Consider the following 16,382-nt stretch of genomic DNA (forward strand, 5'->3'; position numbering starts at 1 on the left):
AGGCTGACTGACGGGTTTCCAAGGACAAGTCAAAGTGCGCCAGCTGCGTTTCAATCATGCAGCCACCACGGCTAATGGCCGCATCCTGCAACCACTTGATATGGCTCTTCGGATACTCCTGACTCAAAAAGTGCTCGAGCACCTGTGCATCCTCAGGATGTACCCGTACCCGGATCTGTGACAGCTCGCCAACGGCAGAAGCCAGCGCCTCGCGCACCAAGCCTTCCAATGCCTGCGGCGCATGAACAAAATGCGCCAGTGCCAAACGCTCCCCGCACTCGATAGCCAGTGCCACCAGCGTTTGTGACAAGGTGGCCTCCAGATGAGGGAGCTGGTCAGCCAGGGCGCTCGTCAGCTGCGCCAACGGTGCCCATGCCTGCTCGAATTGCGCCCTGACTTCGCCCTGCCCAAGACCCAGGCCTTCGGCATGCCCATCCGCCAATCCCTCGGCGAAACCGGCATCATGGCCGGCTTGCCAGGCTTCCTGATGGATAGCCTCCAGTTCGGCGGCAGTGGGGTAACTCATCGCAGCCGGGACAGACTCAGGCACCTCAGGTTCGGTCGCTAACGACACAGGGGCCTGCATCGTGACCGGGCGCGGCTCGCTGGCAGACGCAAGCACCGCGTCCAGCAGATCGCGTGTTGCTTGCGCGTCATCCACCACAGTTTGCACCGCGATGCCTACAGGCTCGGGCGCAGGCTCTTCCACAGGCTTTTTGGCAAGCGCAACTGAAGCGCCCAGCGCACCGGGCTGCCAGCTGGTCCAGGCACCCAGAGTTTCCGCAGAGATAATGGGATTACTCGACAAGGCCCTCATCCCCCCCTTTGCTTGCCAGCACAATCTGGCCTTCGTCAGCCAGCTTGCGCACTATCTTGAGAATCTCTTTTTGCTCACCCTCAACCTCGGACAACTTGACCGGCCCTTTGGATTCGAGATCGTCACGCAGCATTTCGGCAGCACGCTGCGACATATTCTTGAAGATTTTCTCGCGCATTTCCGGCGTTGTCCCCTTCAGGGCAATCACCAGCGAGTCGGACTGCACCTCGCGCAAGATGGTCTGGATAGCGCGGTCATCGATATCCAGCAAATTCTCGAACACAAACATCTTGTCCTGAATACGCTGCGCCAGCTCGGGGTCGTATTCGCGGATATAGCTCAGCGCCGAGGCTTCCACATTCGAACCGAGGACGTTGAGGATATCCGCCGTCATGCCAATGCCACCAGCCGCACTTTTCTTGACCCGATCCGAACCGGACAAGAGCTGGGTCAGCACTTCGTTCAGTTCGCGCAGCGCTTGCGGCTGCACGCCCTCCAGCGTCGCGGTACGGATCAGCACCTCATTGCGCATGCGCTCGGGGAAACTTGCCAGAATTCCGCTGGACTGATCCGGCTCCAGATGGACCAAAATGGTAGCAATAATCTGCGGATGTTCATTACGGATCAGATCGGCAGCCGAACTCGGGTCCATCCACTTCAGGCTTTCGATACCGCTGTGATCATTGCCCTGGGTAATCTTGTCCAGCAAGTTGGCGGCCTTGTCCGCACCCAGCGACTCGATCAGCACATTGCGCAGATACTCGTCGGTCGCGCCGATACTGGCGCGCGAAGCGCACTCTTCACGGAACTGGCCGACCACGGTTTCGATTTCGTCATGGTTGACATTATTGACGGCCGCCATGGTCAGACTCAGTTTTTGCACTTCTTTCGGCCCGAGATATTTGAATACCTCGATCGCCTCGGCCTGCCCCAGACTAAACAGCAGCACCGCGCTGCGACGGATTCCGGCATCACTCATCGTCGCTTATCCATTCCTTGATTATCTGCGCCGCCATGCGTGGGTCAGCCCTGACCAGCTCGCGTGCGGCCTGCAAATTGGCCTCATACTCCAGACGCTGCTTCTCGCGTTCGGTCAGCACGCTGGACCTGCCAGCCACACCATCCTCAGTCTCATCCTCGTCGCCTGCCACAGCCAGCAAGCTGCCGCCGCGGGTCGTCGCTACGCGGGCATCGCCTTCCGCCTCAGGCGGTACACCCGGCGCAGGACGCAATACATCCCGCATAATGGGGCGCACCACGCCAAACATCAGATACAGCAGCGCCAGCGCCAGCAAACCATATTTAATCAACTCGCTACTATTATTGCCGACATAGTCCAGCACCTTGTCCTGTACCGAGGCTGGCAATACCGCATCGGCAAAGGCCGCATTCACCACATTGACCGAATCGCCACGCTCGGTGTTGTAACCGATGGCTTCGCGCACCAGATTATTGATCTGCTCGACTTCTTTAGCCGTGAGCGCCGTCGGTTTAAGTTCGCCATCCTTGTCCGGCACCAGCTTGAAATTGACGACGACAGCCGCCGACAGGCGCTTGACCGAGCCCTTGGGCAGCTTGGTGTGCTGTATGGTTTTGTCGACCTCATAATTGGTCGTGATATCACGCCGCGTGGCTCCCGCTGCCGTCAAAGGCTGACCGGACAGGGTCACGGTGCCGGGAGCGGCTCCCGGCGGCAGCGTCAATGGTGCCGAAGCAGCCGATGGCGGCTGATTGGACAAGGCACCCGGCACACCGGAAGGCACGGGCGCGCCACCACCCAGCGACTCGCTGATCTGCTGACTGCGCGTTGCGGACGGATTAGGCGAAGAGTTGGGACGATAAGTCTCCGAAGTCTGCTCGACTTCGGAGAAGTCGACCTGCGCCGTCACCTGCGCATGCGCGTTATTTTTGCCGAATATGGGTTCGAGTATGGCCTCGATACGTCGCGCATAGTCCTGCTCGATCTGGCGCACAAATGATAGCTGGCGCTGATCCAGACCCGAGGCATTATTGGGATCAGCCGACCCGGACAATAAATTGCCCTCCTGATCGACAATGGAGATGTTTTTCAGGGGCAAATTGGGCACGGAGCTGGCCACCAGATGCATAATGCCGGCCGTTTGTGCCGTATCCATCAGCCGCCCGGGGTGCAGGGTCAGCATGACAGAAGCGGTAGGCAGCTGCTGCTCGCGCACGAACACGCTTTGCTTGGGCACCGCCAGATGCACGCGGGCCGAATCGACCGAGGCGATGCTTTCTATGGTGCGCGTCAGCTCGCCCTCAATCGCGCGCTGGTAATTGACTTGCTCGGAAAACTGGCTGATGCCGAATTTCTGGTTATCCATCAGCTCAAAGCCGGTACCACCGGTCTTGGGCAGACCCTGCGCTGCCAGCTTAAGGCGCACATCGTAGACCTTGTCGGAGGGCACACTGATAACGCCGCCCTCGCCCAGCTGGTATGGGACATTCATCTGCTGCAAGGAGGCGGCGATCTGGCCGCCATCGCGATCGGACAGGCCAGAAAAAAGGATGCGCTGCGCTGGCTCGCGGTTAAACACCAGCAAGCCGACAACGATAGACAAAACAGCCGCGATAGCGGCAAAGAACAACAGCTTCTTATTATTGGGCAGAGCCTTGAAACGCCCCAGCGCCTCATTTGCCCGGTTTTTCCAGGCTGGCGCTGCGTGATCGACCAGTTCAGCCATACAGTGGTTTCATTAGATGTCCGCCGCACGCGGCGGATGCCGGCCGCAAGCGTCAGACTTGGGTGTTCATGATTTCCTGGTAGGCCGACACCAGCTTGTTGCGGGCCTGTACCATGGTCTGGAATGACAGGCTGGCTTTCTGCATGGACACCATCACGTCCTGCACATTGACACCCTCATCGCCCAGCTCGAAGCTTTTTTGCAGATCCTGCGATGCCTTTTGCGCGCTATTGACCTGCTCCAGCGTCGATTTGAGCACATCGCCGAACTCGACCGCCCCCGGCTGCTGCTGTACAGAGGCAGACTGCCCCCCCGCCAGCGCCGACATGGCTCTGAGCTCGCCTAAAAGCTGATTAATTCCCTGTGTCGACATTGATGCTTACCTTTATTTACTGCCCGGACTCTTCACGATAGCGTTGCAGCTTGTAACGCAAGGTCCGTTCACTCATGCCTAGCTTCTGGGCCGCCAGCTTCCTGACTCCGCCAAACTGGGACAGCGTCTCCAGTATATGGCGCCGCTCCAGCGCCTTCATGTCGGTGTCTTCGCCGGCTACGGAAGACAAGGTAATGGCAGTCGGAAAAACCGTGTCCAGCATCAGGTCGGCGGCGGAAACTTCCGGCGCTGCGGCAAGAATTGCCGCCCTTTGCATCACGTTTTCCAGCTCGCGAATGTTACCTTCCCATCCATAGTCAGTCAAATGACGTTCGGCTTCACGCGAAAGCATCAAAGACTGCCGGCTACAGGCATCCCCATACTTGACTAGCAGCATTCGTGCCAAGGGCAGAATATCCTCGCTGCGTTCGGCCAGCGCCGGCACGCGCAAGGGAAAAACATTCAGCCTAAAGTAAAGATCTTCGCGAAAATGGCCGGCCGCCACTTCGGCAGCGACATCACGGTTGCTGGTCGAAAGCACCCGGATATCCAGCTTGATGGTACGACTCCCCCCCACCCGTTCCAGCTCGCGCTCTTGCAATACGCGCAGCAGCTTAGCCTGCAAGGCCAGCGGCATTTCGGTGACTTCATCCAGCAACAAGGTTCCACCTTGCGCCTGCTCGAACTTGCCGGCCAGTGCCGTTTGCGCACCGGTAAAGGCGCCCTTTTCATGGCCGAATAGCGTCGACTCCAGGAGGTTTTCCGGAATCGCCGCGCAATTGACCGCAACAAAAGGCCCCGCCATACGCCGTGAATTGCGATGGATAAAGCGTGCCAGCACCTCCTTGCCTGCACCACTGGGACCGGAAATCAGTACGCTCGCGTCAGATGGCGCGACTTTGCGCGCCAGCGCCAGCAATTGCTGCATCGCAGGCGACTCGGCAACCACGCCATCCAGCTGAGCTGCCGGCAGCGGCAGGAGGTGTTTTTCCACCTCGGCCAGCAAAGCCTTGGGCTCGAATGGCTTGAGCAGATAATGCGCGGCACCGGCGCGCAACAAGTCAATCGCACGCTCAATCACGCCGTATGCCGTCATCAGGATAAAAGGCACGCCGGGGTAAGATTCAGCCAGTTTGGCAAACAGGGTATAGCCATCCATCGGAGCCATTTGCGCATCGGAGACTACCAGACCAACCGGCTCGGTTTGCATCAGCGCTAAAGCCGCATGACCATCCGCCGCCTCGAGTACGGCAAAACCGGCCAGCGCCAACGTGTCGACAATCGCTTCCCTGAGGTCGGCATCGTCCTCAACCACCAGTACAGGTAAAAATTTCATCAGCAAGGCAACCGCAAATTGAAGCGCTGCCGGCACAAGGCCGTCAGGCGCGCAGGAATATCGGACAGGGCAAGCACTTCGTCGGCGGCACCACGCAAAATGGCTTCGCGCGGCATGCCGAATACGACACAACTTTTCTCATCCTGCGCCAGATTATACGCACCGGCCTGCTTCAGCTCCAGCATACCCTCAGCACCGTCCCGCCCCATACCGGTCAGGATCACCGCGATACAGTTGGCACCTGCAACATTGGCAGCGGCACGGAACATCACATCGACCGACGGCCTATGCCGGTTAACCGGAGGCCCTTGGTTAAGAGCGACCGCATAAGCACCATTCGGCGCCAAGCGCAGCAGCAGGTGTGAATGCCCCGGTGCGATATAAGCCGTACCGGCTTGTAAAACCTCGCCGTCTACCGCCTCTTTCACATGAATGGCACACAGGCTGTCAAGGCGCTCGGCAAACGAACGGGTAAACATCTCGGGCATATGTTGCGACACGATCACCGGCGGCGTATCCCTTGCCAAACCGGCCAACACCACGCGCAAAGCCTCGGTCCCTCCCGTGGACGACCCCATCGCCAGCAATCCGCCCCGACCCTGTGCGCGCCCAGTCTGGCGCGGCAAAATCACATCGGCACTCAGGCTGGGCGACACCTCCAGCGCCTGCAGCGGCCGGTCGCGCTTGCTCTTGTCTTGTGGCGGGTTTTGCATCATGAATCCCTACAGATCATTGATAAACGCCAGCTCTTTGAGCGATTTCAACTCGTCACGCAAGGCCGCAGCCTTTTCAAACTCGAGATTGCGCGCCGCTGCCAGCATCTCCTTTTCCAGCCGCTTGATTTCACGTGCCAGCGTTTTTTCGTCCATCATCGCCACCCGAGCCTCATCGACAAGGTGCTGTTTACTGGCCGCCGCGGAATAGACGCCATCAATCAGATCCTTGATCTTCTTGTCTATCCCTTTAGGGGTAATGCCATGCTCGAGATTGAAGGCGATCTGCTTGGTACGGCGACGCTCGGTTTCATCCATCGCCCGACGCATACTGTCGGTAATCCGGTCAGCGTAAAGAATGGCACGGCCATGCAGATTGCGCGCAGCACGGCCTATGGTCTGGATCAGGCTGCGTTCGCTACGCAAAAACCCCTCTTTGTCCGCATCCAGAATACCAACCAGACTCACTTCGGGAATATCCAGCCCCTCACGTAGCAGGTTAATGCCGACCAGTACATCGAACATGCCCAGACGCAAGTCGCGCAGAATCTCGACCCGCTCGACCGTATCAATATCCGAATGCAGATAGCGTACCTTGACGCCATGCTCCGTATAGTAATCGGTCAACTGCTCGGCCATGCGTTTGGTCAGCGTCGTAACCAGCACCCGCTCATTCCGGCCGACACGCAGCGTAATTTCCGACAGCAAGTCATCCACCTGGGTCGCAACCGGACGCACTTCGATTTCAGGATCGGTCAGACCGGTCGGGCGCACCACCTGCTCGACGACCTGCCCGGCATGCTCTTTCTCGTACACCGAAGGCGTCGCCGACACGAATACGGTTTGCGGCATCAGGCACTCGAACTCGGGGAACTTCAGTGGCCGGTTGTCCGCCGCCGACGGCAGGCGAAAGCCGTACTCGATCAGATTCGACTTGCGCGCCGCATCGCCTTTATACATGGCACCAATCTGCGGAATGGTAACGTGGCTCTCGTCGATAAACATCAGCGCATTTTTCGGCAGATAGTCGATCAGCGTCGGTGGCGCCTCGCCTGAGCCGCGACCGGAAAACAGGCGCGAATAGTTTTCGATGCCCTTGCAAAAGCCCATCTCGTACAACATTTCCAGATCGAAGCGGGTACGCTGTTCGATACGCTGCGCCTCAACCAGCTTGCCTTCTTTCTGATAGCACGCCACCCGCTCGGCCAGCTCCAGCTTGATCTTTTCGCAGGCGGCCAGCACCTTGTCGCGCGGCGTGACATAGTGACTGGACGGAAACACGGTATAACGCCCGACGCGCTGGCGCGTCACGCCGGTCAGCGGATCAAACAGCGTCAAGGTCTCCAGCTCATCATCGAATAGCGAGACCCTGAGCGCGAGCTCGGCCGATTCGGCCGGAAAGATATCGATCACATCGCCCCGCACACGGAAGGTACCACGGGAAAAATCGACATCGTTGCGCTCGTACTGCATCGCCACCAGGCGCGCGATAATCTCGCGCTGCGCCAGACGTTCGCCCTCTTTCAGGTGCAGAATCATCTGGTGATAGGACGCAGGATCACCAATACCGTAAATGGCCGACACCGTCGCAATAATGATGCAGTCCGGGCGCTCGAGTATGCTTTTGGTCGCTGACAAGCGCATCTGTTCGATATGCTCGTTAATGCTGGAGTCTTTCTCGATAAACAGGTCGCGACTGGGGACGTAGGCTTCAGGCTGATAATAGTCGTAGTAGGAAACGAAATACTCGACCGCGTTTTCGGGAAAAAACTCGCGCATCTCGCTGTATAACTGGGCTGCCAGCGTCTTGTTGTGCGCCATGATGATGGCGGCACGTCCGGTACGGGCTATCACGTTGGCCATGGTGAAAGTCTTGCCCGAGCCGGTCACCCCAAGCAGGGTCTGGTAAGACAGTCCATCGCTCAAGCCCTCGTCCAGTGCGCGAATCGCAGCAGGCTGATCCCCCGCCGGCTCGAAGCTTTGGTGCAGGCGAAACGGGCTACCGGGAAAGGTGACAACCATAATGAAAACATCCGCTTGGATAAACCCCCGCAAGAACAGCGACATCAGGGAGTTTTGTGTTTAAAATCGCCGTCACAGAATCTGTTCAGACACCCTTATATGGAGTTAACGGGATGCTGAGAATCATCACCGCCTTGAGCGTAAGCCTGCTGGCCCTCCCCCCTATGGTGCATGCGGCTCAGCCAGTGTACCACCTTGCTGCCTTCCAGCAGAGCGCACCACAGCTCAGCTCGAACGCGGTTCTTGTCCTTAACACCAGCACCGGCGAAGCCTTGTACCAGAAAAATGCCGGCATGCGCACTCCCATCGCCTCCATCACCAAACTGATGACGGCGATGGTGATGCTGGACGCCGGCCAGCCGCTGGATGATATGCTGACCATTTCCGATGCCGAAATCGACAGGCTGAAAAATACCAGCTCGCGCCTTGCCGTCGGCACCACCTTGTCGCGCCGCGAGATGCTGCTGCTGGCGCTGATGTCATCGGAAAACCGCGCATCGCATGTCTTGTCGCGCTACTACCCCGGCGGCACCCAGGCCTTTGTCGCACGCATGAACAGCAAGGCCCGTGCCTTGGGCATGAACAATACCGTGTTCTATGATCCGACGGGTCTGGATATGCGCAACAGCTCGACCGCACAGGATCTGGCGCGCATGGTGCGCGCGGCGCACGGCTACCCCTTGATCCGCCAGTTCAGCACCTCGACCGAACACGACACTATCGCCCGCGCCGGGCGCATGCTGCACTACAAAAACAGCAATGCGCTGGTGCGCGAAGGAGAGTGGGATATTGGCCTGTCCAAGACCGGCTATATCCAGGAAGCCGGCCGCTGTCTGGTCATGTATGCGACCGTCGGCGGCCAGCAACTGGTGATCGTGCTGCTGGACTCCAAAGCCAGCAACGCCCGTACCAATGACGCCAAAAATATCCGTACCTGGCTGGAAGCACAGCCAGGGCACTGGCTGGCAGGTTAAAACCACAAAAGGGATCCTTGCGGATCCCTTTTTTATAGATACCTTACCCCTTCTACTCGCGCTTAAACGCAATCAGGTGATCCAGCTCCAGCCGGATACCGATAGACTCTCCGATGGCATGATTATGATGGCTACCCACCTGCGCCAATACATGCTGACCGGAGGGCAAGGCCAGGGTGTAATGAAAATCTGCCCCGCGGAACACCTTGTCCACCACCACAGCCGTCTGCTCGCTCGCATCATCATGCACCACATCATCGGGCCGCAACAGCACGTCAACCGTGTCGCCGCTGGCAAAACCCAAGGGCAGCAAGCCACAGAATTCGCCGACCTCAAGCGTCAGGCAGCGCGGCCCGCTCACCTTGCCCGGCACCAATACCCCCTGGCCTATAAAATTGGCCACATAACGCGAAACCGGCTCATGATAGAGCTGGTAAGGCGTCGCCCACTGCAATAAAGCCCCGCCTTGCATCACGCCAACCTTGTCGGCCACGGCAAATGCCTCATGCTGGTCATGCGTAACCAGAATCGCACTGACACCCTCATGCTTGAGGATGTCACGCACTTCGCGGCTAAGCCGTTCGCGCAAATCCACATCCAGATTGGAAAAAGGCTCGTCCAGCAGCAGCAGGCGCGGCCGTGTGGCCAGCGCCCGTGCCAGCGCCACCCGTTGCTGCTGCCCACCGGAGAGTTCGTGCGGATAGCTTCTGGCGTAGTTTGCCAGCCCGACCAGTTCCAGCATCGCCGCTACCCGCGACTTGCGCTCACCGCGCGCCAAAGCCGACAAGCCAAAACCGATATTGTCTTCGACCGTCAGATGGGGAAACAAGGCATAGTCCTGAAACACCATGCCGATTTCGCGCTGATGGGCGGGCACCGCCATGGCCGCATCGGCCAGCACCCGTCCGCTCAGACGGATCTCGCCCTCGCCCAGCGTCTCAAAACCGGCAATACAGCGCAAAACCGTGGTCTTGCCACAACCGGACCCCCCCAACAAACAACCGATTTCCCCATCCTGCAGCGAAAAACTCATGCTATCAATCACGCGCCGCGTGCCATAAGCATGCGATACAGCGGAAAATTCAAGCAAGGCAGACATATTAATTTTCCTCTTTCGACAGCAGAATCACCGGCAGCAAACCGGCCAGAACAATGGCAACGGCAGGCAGTGCGGCCCGCTCCCACTCTCCCTCGGTAGTCAGGGTAAAAATGCGCACCGCGAGCGTATCCCAGCCAAACGGACGGGTCATCAGCGTAATCGGCATTTCCTTCATTACATCGACAAACACCATCAATAGTGCCGTCATCAGCCCGCCACGCAATAAAGGCAGATGCAGTCGCGTCACCAGACGCCAACCAAACCAGCCCAAATTGCGCGCAGCTTCTTCTTGCGAGCGGGTAATACGGTGCATGGCGGCATCTACCGAGGTGTGCCCGACGGCCAGAAAGCGGGCAAGATAAGCCAGCAGCAAGACCAGCAGCGAGCCTTTCAGAATGGCCGTGGTGCCTTGTGGCAGCACACTGGAAAACAGGTCGAGCAGCACATTGTCCAGCCACGCCACCGGCACAAAAATCCCCACCGCCAGCACGGTACCCGGCACGGCATAGCCCATAGTGGCCAGACGGGCCAGCATCTGGTTGATGCGCGACGGTGCGCGCCGCTGCGCGTACGACAGCAAAAGTGCAACCGCACAGACCAGCAACGCGGCCAGCGCCGACAAGACAACCGAATGCAGGCTATAGGACAACAAGTCACCATTCAGTTCGGCCTCCAGACTCTGATAAGACCACCAGACGATCTGGCCGAACGGCAGTACAAAGGCCAGCAACAACACCAGCGAGGCGAACAGCACCGCCAGGGCAGCAGCCCCGCCCTGCAAGGGCAAGCGATGCAAGGGGGCGGCACGGCCACTTTGGGTGTAGGCACGCCGGCCACGGGCGCGCTGCTCCAGCACCACCAGCACGAACACAATCAGCACCAGCATGGAAGCCAGTTGTTTGGCGGTATCCAGCGAGAAGAAACTGAACCAGGCCTTGTAAATGGCCGAGGTAAAGGCGTCGTAATTGAAAATTGACACCGTACCGAAATCCGCCAATGTTTCCATCAGCGCCAGCATCAGCCCGCCCATAATCCACGGCCGCGCCATCGGCAAGGCCACGCGCCAGAAGCCCTGCAGCCGCGACAAGCCCAGCGACTGCCCCACTTCGAGCGCTCGCCGCCCCTGAGTGGCAAAAGCATTACGCGCCAGCAAATAGACATAGGGGTAAAAAGCCAGCGTCAGCACTAAAATAACGCCCGGCGTCGAGCGTATGGACGGCACCCAGCTCGAGTCTCCCCAGCTTGCCCGCAACCAGCTTTGCAAGGGGCCGGTATAGTCAAACAAGCCCAGCTGGGAAAAACCCATCACATAGGCCGGCATGGCCAAGGGCAACATCAGCGCCCAGTTGAAAAAGCGTCGTCCGGGAAAATCGTATACCGCGACCAGCCACGCGAGCGACACACCGATCAGCAGAACGCCACACCCAACACCCAACATCAGATAAGCGCTATTGAGAAATAATTGCGGCAACAGATAATCGACCAGATGCGACCAGATGGCCGGATCGGGACTCAAAACCGCAGGAATGATCACGGCCAGAGGCAATAAAGTCAGCAGGCTGAGCAAAAGCAGCAAAACACGCCAGCGCGTAAGGCCGGACAAGGCAGGTAGTTTAGGCAAGGCAGGAACTATCTTTAGTTGGGCTTAGGAGTCGCCGCTATTATACCGGCGGTCCAAGACAAAAGCCGAACCTTGCGGTCCGGCTTTTGTCAGTCACGGCTAAACGGTTTAACGATAGCCGGCGCGGTCCATCAACATCACCGCTTCGGTCTGGCGGCTACCGGCGTTGGAGACATTGATCACGTTCTGCTTGAACGGCCCCCATGCGGCCACCTTGGCATCCGGCTTGACCTTGGGGTTCACCGGAAACTCCATATTCACATCGGCAAACATATTCTGCGCCTTGTCCGACGACAGCCATTCCAGCAAACGGGTCGCCGCCTGTTCTTTTTTGGTGTAGCGCGTCAGGCCGGCACCCGAAATATTCACATGCGCACCACGAGCTTTCTGGTTGGCCCAGAACACACCCAATGGCAAGTTCGGGCTCTTTTCCATCAGGCGGCCGTAGTAATAGGTGTTGGCGATGCCCACATCACACTGGCCGGCTGCAATCGCTTCCAGCATTTTGGTGTCGTCCGGAAACACATCGGTCGCCAGATTATTCACCCAGCCCTTGACCGTTTTTTCGGTGGCTACTTTGCCGTTTTCGGCCAGCATCATGGCAACCAGCGACTGGTTGTACACCTTCTTGGAGGTACGCAAGCACAACTTGCCCTTCCACTTCGGATCGGCCAGATCTTCATAGCTGGACAATTGGCCCGGCTTGACCTTCTGCGTGTTGTAGAAAATGGTGCGAGCGCGAATAGACAGACCAGTCCATTCTTTTTTCGGGTCGCGCAGGTGGGCAGGCACGTTGGCGTCGATCGTCTTGGAAGCATAAGGCTTGAGCAAGCCCATCTGCGATGCCTGCCACAAATTACCGGCATCTACCGTCAGCAGAATATCGGCCGGCGAGTTGCTGCCCTCGGCCTTGAGCCGTTCCATCAACGGGCCTTCCTTGTCCATCACATAACGGATATTGACGCCGGTTTCCTTCTTGTAAGCATCAAACAGCGGCTTGACCAACTGCTCGCCACGGGCACCATATACCACCAGCTCTTCCGCCAGCGACCATGTAGACAGCGATGCCAATACGGCACCCATCATCAGCATCTTGTTCAAGCTACTCTCCTGCACGACTTGGTTGTGATGCAGTGATAATAATGTGAATGATAATAATTATCAACAGCAGGCTGTAATATTTCGCTTTGCTTCAAACCCGGTTAAAGTCGTCGCGGAAAGCGTGCCAGATCGCCGGTTTGCGCTTGCCGCCCGCCATTCATGATGCCGAGGGCAAAACGGGGCTGCACCTGGGTAATGGAGATATCGCCCAGCAAAACCTCAGGAACCCCCAAAGACTCACCCGAGGCCGAACGGATCTGCGTATCCGGCTGCTGACGATAAACCAGCAAACGGTCGCCAACAGCCAGACCATCCACCGCCCCTGCGCCCAGATAGACTTTGCCACCCTGTGCGCGCACCACGCGCGTGGTGAACGGCAAACACCCCATATTGACCGACAAACGCTCCACGGTCTGATCGATCAGGCCATCAATCATGCGGCCATAATCGCTATCTGCCAGCGCATAAGGCGTCAGGCTGCGTGCCGAAGATGGCGCGACATCACCGCTCGCCTCACCGCTTAAGCGCTCGCGCGCAAGCAAAGCACCGGTAAACCCGTCATACAGCCACACATCCATGGCAAACTCGCGCGCCACCGGCGCAACACGCACCGAAGCCCCCAAAAAGCCGGCAAACGGGCCGTTATAGGTGATGCCGGCTTCCGTACTATCGGCAGAACCGAATAAAGAGACCCGTGGCGCCTGACGGTTTATCCGGCTCTCCACCACCTGACCGGCAACGATAAACTGCGCCCCTTCGCGCGCCCCCAGTTTGCGGGCACTATCTTGCCCGGATAAGGGTTCATCCAGCACCTGGGGCGCAAACAGCGTGTAGCGTCCCCCGTCCATGGCACTCACATTGCTTTGCAGCGACAATCGGCGCGCCAGCTCGCCAGGCAACCAGTTCGAAATTTCACCTAGCCCGCTACTTTGCTGCGGATGCTTTAGCGCAAAGAAGCTTGTCAGCGCACGGCGCTTAAGAAAGCGCCCCGGAGGCAGGCTTGCGCCGGCACAGCCATTTTGACCGGCTTGCGTATCCGCCATGGCTATCTTGGGAGACGCCCCCGGTGACGCTTGCCCGGTATCCAGACTGACCGTCACATACAGCAACTGTTCGCCTTCACGCTCGGAAATTACACTCATACGCCCCGGCACCCGCCGAGGCCCCAGCAAAGAAGACTCGGCCAAACCCTCAGGTCCCAGCTCGCTCACGCCAACCAAGCGTCCACGATGCGACACGGCGATCTGCGCCAGCGCGTCATCGATCGCCTGCTCACGCGCAGCCGTGCGCCCACCTTCCAGCGAGGCCATGCCTTCAGCCTGATAAACTTCGGCATTGGCCCCGCTCACCCCGAGCAATAAGGCAAGCAACAGGGCAAACAAGTGCGGGGTCGTGCGCATTATTGCGCCATATAGAAATTATTGTCCCAAGTGCAGCCCTTGCCGCCACAGGCACTGGACAACTTGGCCGGCGCAGGACCATGCGGCATGGCTTCGGCCGCACGCTGAACCTGCTGCCCCTGCCCTGCCAAGGCGGTGCGGTAGGCTTGATAGAATGCCTCGTCCAGCACGATTTCCGCGATGGTTTCGGCACTGCCATCCGGCTTGAGCGTCGTTGAAATCACGCGCACACCACGCAGATAGGCATCCACATACACGCGGAAAATATCATTGACCGCCACTAGGTTGGAAACTGCACTGCTGCCGGTCAAACGAAAGCCCTGCACCTGCTCGGCAATATTACGGTAGGCATCCAGCTGCGAAGCGCGTTTAGCCAGCAAACGCTGCTGAACAGACGATACCGAGCGCGTCACCGGCGGTGCGCCATAGCCGACGACACGCACCCGCAGCGCATCGTAAAGCGGTGCGGGTGCCTGTTTGACGACGACTTTTTCCTGCACGATGACTTTAGGGTCCTGCCCGGGTCCGGTATAACCGCTACCCAGCACGACACCACCTTGCCCCATGGTCGGCGCATTCGCGATACGCCCCGTTGCCGCCGGCACATCAGCCACCACCATCCAGCCCGCTGGCACTGCCGAAGTGGTTTTAGCCGGAGAAGCACACGCTGCACAGGAAACCAGCAAAAAGACAGCCGCACACGGTTTGAAAATGCTCATTATGCACACCCACGATTATTTTCAAGATATGTTACTTTATCGGCAGAGAAGCTAGATGCTTTAATTTGCGTCGGCCATGCTGTAACGCACTATTCCTGCACGCTCACCAGCGCCTGTACCAGTTCAACCACCGAACGGGCACGCATCTTATCCATCATCTTTCCACGATGAACTTCTACTGTTTTGATACTGATACCCAAGGCGTCGGCGATCACCTTGTTCATCTTGCCCTGTACAACCAGATCCAGCACTTCGCGCTCACGCTGCGTCAACAACGCCAGACGCGCAGCGACCCGCTCGTAGGCCAGCAACTTGCTTTGCCTGTCCAGGGCGACCGCCAATGCACTATCCAGCGAAGCCAGCAACGCAGCCTGGTCAAATGGTTTTTCCAGAAAATCATGGGCACCGTTTCTGAGTGCCTGCACCGCCATTGGCACATCCCCATGCCCGGTCATGAAAATAACCGGCCAGTTAATCCCCATCTGCTGCAATTCGCCCAACAACAGCAAGCCATTCATGCCCGGCATCCTGACGTCGGCGATCAGGCAGGCCACTTCCCCGCGCGTACGCCCAATCAGGAAAGCTTCAGCACTATCATGCCCTTCCACCTGATAATCATGGCTTTCCAGCAGCCATAACAAAGAGTCACGAAAAGCATCATCATCGTCCACCACATGGATTTTCATGCTTCGCTCAGACATACAGACTCCGCTACCGGCAAGGTAATAGAAAACACGCTGCCCCCCTCCTTGGCTGCATCCAGCCGTAGTTGCCCCTGATGCATCTCGATAATGGAGCGGCAAATATTCAGACCCATTCCCATCCCATCAGGCTTGGTGGTAAAAAAAGCATCAAACAGCTGGCCGCGTATGGACTCGGGTACACCATGACCACGATCGCGGATGGCCAGCCTGATCTGTCTTGCATCCAGTTGATGCGTCGTAATCGTCAGCACCCGTTGCGGACGCTCCAGTTGCTGCATGGCTTCGATGCCATTTTTGATCAGATTGAGCAGAACCTGCTCGATCAGGATGGGATCAACCCACACGGCAGGCAGATCGGCTGCCAGTTGCAACTCGATCACCGCCCCCAAGCGTCTGGCTTCGATATCGGCAATCGACAGCGTCGCCTCGATGATATCGGCCAGCAGACAAGGACGGCGATCCGGCTCACTCTGTTTGACGAATTCGCGCACGCGGCGCACCACCTTGCCGGCGCGTTCCGCCTGCTCGGTAATCTTCTGCATCACAGGCAACAGTGCCTCGGCAGAACTCTTGCCCTGACGAATACGGGCGACACAGCCAGCCTGATAGTTGGCAATCGCGGCCAAGGGCTGATTCAGCTCATGCGCCAGGGTAGAGGCCATTTCTCCCATGGTCACCAGACGGCTGGTCGCCTGCATCTGGATCAACTGGGACTGATAGCGCTGCTCTGCCTCACGCTGGGCTGTAATATCATCCAGCAAGATCATTTCGGCATCGCAGCCATTCACCCAGCGCACA

The 16,382-nt window shown here is 58.3% G+C and carries 15 protein-coding genes; 1 reads left to right on the forward strand and 14 read right to left on the reverse strand.

Features of this window, described 5'->3' with window-relative positions; all coding sequences use genetic code 11:
* The 7 genes from EGI20_RS12370 to uvrB form a co-directional block, all read right to left on the reverse strand.
* Window positions 1–808, reverse strand: an 808-nt coding sequence (locus EGI20_RS12370) for a FliH/SctL family protein (protein ID WP_498631808.1), incomplete at its 3' end; no start/stop codon positions are given.
* Window positions 798–1,796 carry a flagellar motor switch protein FliG gene (gene fliG, locus EGI20_RS12375; RefSeq protein WP_498631810.1) on the reverse strand — a complete coding sequence of 333 codons (999 nt, stop codon included), beginning with the start codon at window positions 1,794–1,796 and terminating at the stop codon, window positions 798–800. The genes EGI20_RS12370 and fliG, both read right to left, overlap by 11 nt.
* The gene (gene fliF, locus EGI20_RS12380) at window positions 1,789–3,522 is read right to left on the reverse strand and encodes a flagellar basal-body MS-ring/collar protein FliF (protein ID WP_498631812.1); all 1,734 of its coding nucleotides are present in this window, start codon (window positions 3,520–3,522) and stop codon (window positions 1,789–1,791) included. Before fliF ends, fliG begins: the two co-directional genes overlap by 8 nt.
* A gap of 52 nt (window positions 3,523–3,574) precedes the next feature.
* The gene (gene fliE / locus EGI20_RS12385) at window positions 3,575–3,895 is read right to left on the reverse strand and encodes a flagellar hook-basal body complex protein FliE (RefSeq protein ID WP_124736576.1); all 321 of its coding nucleotides are present in this window, start codon (window positions 3,893–3,895) and stop codon (window positions 3,575–3,577) included.
* A gap of 16 nt (window positions 3,896–3,911) precedes the next feature.
* Window positions 3,912–5,231, reverse strand: coding sequence for a sigma-54-dependent transcriptional regulator (locus EGI20_RS12390; RefSeq protein ID WP_498631814.1), 1,320 nt, complete (start codon window positions 5,229–5,231; stop codon window positions 3,912–3,914).
* Window positions 5,231–5,947, reverse strand: coding sequence for a chemotaxis protein CheB (locus EGI20_RS12395; RefSeq protein WP_498631816.1), 717 nt, complete (start codon window positions 5,945–5,947; stop codon window positions 5,231–5,233). The genes EGI20_RS12390 and EGI20_RS12395 overlap by 1 nt, the downstream gene beginning before the upstream one ends.
* A gap of 6 nt (window positions 5,948–5,953) precedes the next feature.
* Window positions 5,954–7,966 (reverse strand): excinuclease ABC subunit UvrB, encoded by a 2,013-nt coding sequence (uvrB, locus tag EGI20_RS12400; protein ID WP_498631818.1) that lies wholly within the window; start codon window positions 7,964–7,966, stop codon window positions 5,954–5,956.
* Between the two features lie 113 nt (window positions 7,967–8,079).
* Here uvrB and EGI20_RS12405 point away from each other — a divergent pair, with 113 nt between their 5' ends.
* The gene (locus EGI20_RS12405) at window positions 8,080–8,940 is read left to right on the forward strand and encodes a serine hydrolase (protein ID WP_124736579.1); all 861 of its coding nucleotides are present in this window, start codon (window positions 8,080–8,082) and stop codon (window positions 8,938–8,940) included.
* Window positions 8,941–8,992: 52 nt separating this feature from the next.
* Here EGI20_RS12405 and EGI20_RS12410 read toward each other — a convergent pair whose 3' ends face one another.
* The 7 genes from EGI20_RS12410 to EGI20_RS12440 all read right to left on the reverse strand — a co-directional run.
* Window positions 8,993–10,039, reverse strand: a complete 1,047-nt coding sequence (locus EGI20_RS12410) for an ABC transporter ATP-binding protein (protein ID WP_498631820.1) — start codon at window positions 10,037–10,039, stop codon at window positions 8,993–8,995.
* Window position 10,040: 1 nt separating this feature from the next.
* Window positions 10,041–11,660, reverse strand: a complete 1,620-nt coding sequence (locus tag EGI20_RS12415) for an ABC transporter permease (protein ID WP_498631821.1) — start codon at window positions 11,658–11,660, stop codon at window positions 10,041–10,043.
* A gap of 108 nt (window positions 11,661–11,768) precedes the next feature.
* A complete protein-coding gene (locus tag EGI20_RS12420) occupies window positions 11,769–12,761 on the reverse strand; it encodes an extracellular solute-binding protein (RefSeq protein WP_498631823.1) in 993 nt (330 codons plus the stop codon).
* Window positions 12,762–12,862: 101 nt separating this feature from the next.
* On the reverse strand, window positions 12,863–14,161 hold the full coding sequence (locus EGI20_RS12425; RefSeq protein ID WP_498631825.1) for a flagella assembly protein FlgT middle domain-containing protein: 1,299 nt from the start codon (window positions 14,159–14,161) through the stop codon (window positions 12,863–12,865).
* Window positions 14,161–14,880 carry an LPP20 family lipoprotein gene (locus EGI20_RS12430; protein WP_498631826.1) on the reverse strand — a complete coding sequence of 240 codons (720 nt, stop codon included), beginning with the start codon at window positions 14,878–14,880 and terminating at the stop codon, window positions 14,161–14,163. Before EGI20_RS12430 ends, EGI20_RS12425 begins: the two co-directional genes overlap by 1 nt.
* Window positions 14,881–14,969: 89 nt before the next feature.
* A complete protein-coding gene (locus tag EGI20_RS12435) occupies window positions 14,970–15,581 on the reverse strand; it encodes a response regulator transcription factor (RefSeq protein WP_160795733.1) in 612 nt (203 codons plus the stop codon).
* The coding region (locus EGI20_RS12440; protein WP_498631828.1) for a sensor histidine kinase at window positions 15,563–16,382 on the reverse strand (820 nt) is incomplete at its 5' end. The genes EGI20_RS12440 and EGI20_RS12435, both read right to left, overlap by 19 nt.

The sequence above is a fragment of the Aquitalea sp. S1-19 genome (genome assembly GCF_024343515.1).